This is a genomic window from Bacteroides sp. AM07-18 (assembly GCF_003602695.1).
Classification (GTDB): domain Bacteria; phylum Bacteroidota; class Bacteroidia; order Bacteroidales; family Bacteroidaceae; genus Bacteroides; species Bacteroides uniformis.
This window is the reverse complement of sequence record NZ_QTLM01000039.1, coordinates 1-2,838: the sequence shown is the minus strand read 5'-3', so window position 1 is coordinate 2,838 and position 2,838 is coordinate 1. Positions and strand designations below refer to the sequence as shown.

1 protein-coding gene and 1 pseudogene are annotated in these 2,838 nt (G+C 43.8%); both read right to left on the bottom strand.

Annotated elements, in window-relative coordinates; genetic code table 11:
* Positions 1-35 precede the first annotated feature (35 nt).
* A pseudogene (locus tag DW096_RS19145) lies at positions 36-1,490 on the bottom strand (SusC/RagA family TonB-linked outer membrane protein); the annotation flags it as partial.
* A gap of 97 nt (positions 1,491-1,587) precedes the next feature.
* Complete coding sequence (locus DW096_RS19140) at positions 1,588-2,733, bottom strand: glycoside hydrolase family 172 protein (RefSeq protein WP_369904522.1); 1,146 nt, start codon at positions 2,731-2,733, stop codon at positions 1,588-1,590.
* Positions 2,734-2,838: the final 105 nt, after the last annotated feature.

Below are 2,838 nucleotides of genomic sequence, written 5' to 3'. Positions count from 1 at the left end.
TTAAAAAAAATATTTTATAATAGTGTTGCGGAATTAAGGTTCACATAATTATTGATATTATCCTTATTCATTGTCAATAATCGAACAGGGTTGGTAAAATCATCAAAACCCGGAGCACCAGCCCATCCACCATTTTCATCATATACAGGAGAGGCAGGAGGATTAATCATCGCCCACCATGTTTCACTTTGGTCTCTATACTGCAAATAAGATACTGCAAGATTTTCACCAACTTTCAAATGATTTTTTATCAAACTATATTCAGTATTAGCACGTATCGAATATTGTCTGAAGAATGTATGTATCTGTGTACCTTCATTATTGAAATAACCCAACGAGAACAAGCTTTTGGATTTCTCAGAACCATTAGAAATGGTCAACTGATGATTATGAGAAATAGCAGTCTGAAAAATTTCTCCCATCCAATCTGTATCACTTCCTCTTACAGTTTGGTCTGCATTAAGGTATTCAGCAACTTTAACCTCGTCCAAAACAGCTATTCCATTATCACCTCTATGCCATGTATAATTATACGCTGAAGGCAAAGAAATAGAAGTACCATATACTCTTTCATCATAAGCTTGAGCTTGGAATGCTGCTCTACCATATTGTTCAGCATTCATCAAAGTAGGTTTGTTCAATACAGTATTGATAGAAACACTACCATTATACTCAATGTTTGTCTTACCTGCTTGACCCTTTTTTGTCTGAATCAAAATAACACCACCGGAAGCTCTTGCACCATAAATAGAGGCAGATGCTGCATCTTTCAAAACTTGAATAGATTCAATATCACCAGAATTTATATCACGAAGATTCAAATTTTCAGTAGGCATACCATCCAAAACAATTAAAGGCTTAACTCCTCCCGAAAGAGAAGACAATCCACGAATCTGCACCGTAGTTCCTTCAGCAGGATTACCACCATTTGTAGTGATATGCACACCAGCCATCTTTCCTTGTAATGACTTCATGGCATTGGCAGAAGCATTTTTCTTTAAATCACTCGCATTTGCCATTGCAACAGAACCTGTCAAATCCGCTTTCTTCTGTGTCATATAACCAGTGTATACCACAACTTCTGACAACATTGTAGCATCACTCTTCATGATAACATTCAAAAAGTTTAAGCCTTTAACCGAATATTCTTCCGTTTTTTGACCAATATAAGAAAAGACTAATATAGCCTTATCAGAAGGTATTTTTATAGAGTATTTTCCATCAATATCAGTCGTGGTACCGATAGTAGTTCCTTTAACAACAACATTCACTCCAATAAGAGGTTCATTCGTTCCTTCTTCCAAAACCGTTCCTTGTATTATCCTCTCTTGTTGAATCACGTTAGAAGTATCTATACCATGTCCAGATACTTGAATAAACTCTTTTGTCTCCGATACAGCCACAGAAAGAGGTAAACTATCCCCTGCATAAGCTGTCAATGATAACATTGATACCAATGCCACGAAACCATTTCTTTTGAAATATTTCATAATATAAATAAAAAAGGTTAATAAAATAATATTATTTACTATACAATACGTTTTTCCTAGAATTGTACTGCACAGCCTCTATACTCAAACTTTTATTTTACCATCTTGGAATTTCCAAACCGTCCTTGCTCGGCAAAGCCGGGAATTTGGCATGCGGCTCGGCCTGGTACCAGAAAGTGGTCGACGAGATATCCGACTTCTGGTTGTTGTAGCGTCCGTCATGGCGCCATCCCAGGTCCTGTATCGTGACCTTCAGGTCCTTGTCGAAGCGTACCGGGTCAAGGATATGCCAGCGGTACAGCCCGAAAGCGGTCACCGCACGGTACAGCCCGTCGGGACGGATTACCTGGTGCATGCCGGCATAAGGGGTGGTGAACTCCTGGTACTGGCGCGTCTTCTGGTTCTCGAAATTGTACGAACCGCAGAAGTAGTCCTCAATCCCGGTCCCGCAGATAGTCGGGTATTCCCTGTCACCGTCCATGTAGAACTTGATTTCCCCCTCACCCCACCAGCAGTTGTCGTTTACACGCCACGCCAGGTAGGTACCCACGTACTGTCCCTTGCCCTTCACACCGTCAATCAGCGTGTGCAGCGACCCCTGGGTCGGGTTGGAGCGGCGGAACTGCGCATGGAAGTAGGCCTCGTCCTCAGGAACTTCTGTCAGGGTGTAGTTGATTTGGTAGTACAGGCGCATCTCCTCGGCGGTGTTGATGTTCTCCAGCGTGATACGGGCTTTCTTGCGGAAAGGCATCTTCCAGTAGCAGTTGAAAGCGCTGCCCGGATTCACGCAAACGGCCAGTGAGGAGAGCTGTGCATATTCATTGTATGCGCTGCAGAAGAAGTCACCCACCGGACATTCGACGGAAGGCTCCTTCTCATCGTCCCAGTACATTCTCAGGATGGAGAAGCGCCAGTTCCCGGTCGGTGTCATCCAGATCTGCTGGATGGCTCCCGGACCCTCGATTTCCGCAATCGTGATTGTCTCTCCCGGTTTCACGATGATGAAGGGGTTTACCTTCCAACCCTTGCCCAGGTCCTTGGCCGCATGGTGGGCGTTGGCCACATTGCGCTGATCCTTGTCCCTGACCGGATCGGCCATGCCGCCCTTGCCCTTCTCGCCCGTGAAGTTCTCAGGGCTGATGGAACGTGTCTTGGCATCGGACAGTCTTGACAGGTTACCCATGTTCATGTCCAGACCGTTGAACGGGTAGTTGCTTTGGGCGTAAACACCCACGGTGGCCATGCATAAGGCCGCCAAAATTAATGATTTGATTCTCATGTTTTAAATAGATTAATGGTTTGTATATTTAGTTAATGGTTTCAGCAAGTTTTGCCAGTTCAAGATATT

Excerpts from the sequence above, each read along its gene's own strand:
- DW096_RS19140 (WP_369904522.1), bottom strand. The coding sequence starts at position 2,733 with ATGGCCACCGTGGGTGTTTACGCCCAAAGCAACTACCCGTTCAACGGT.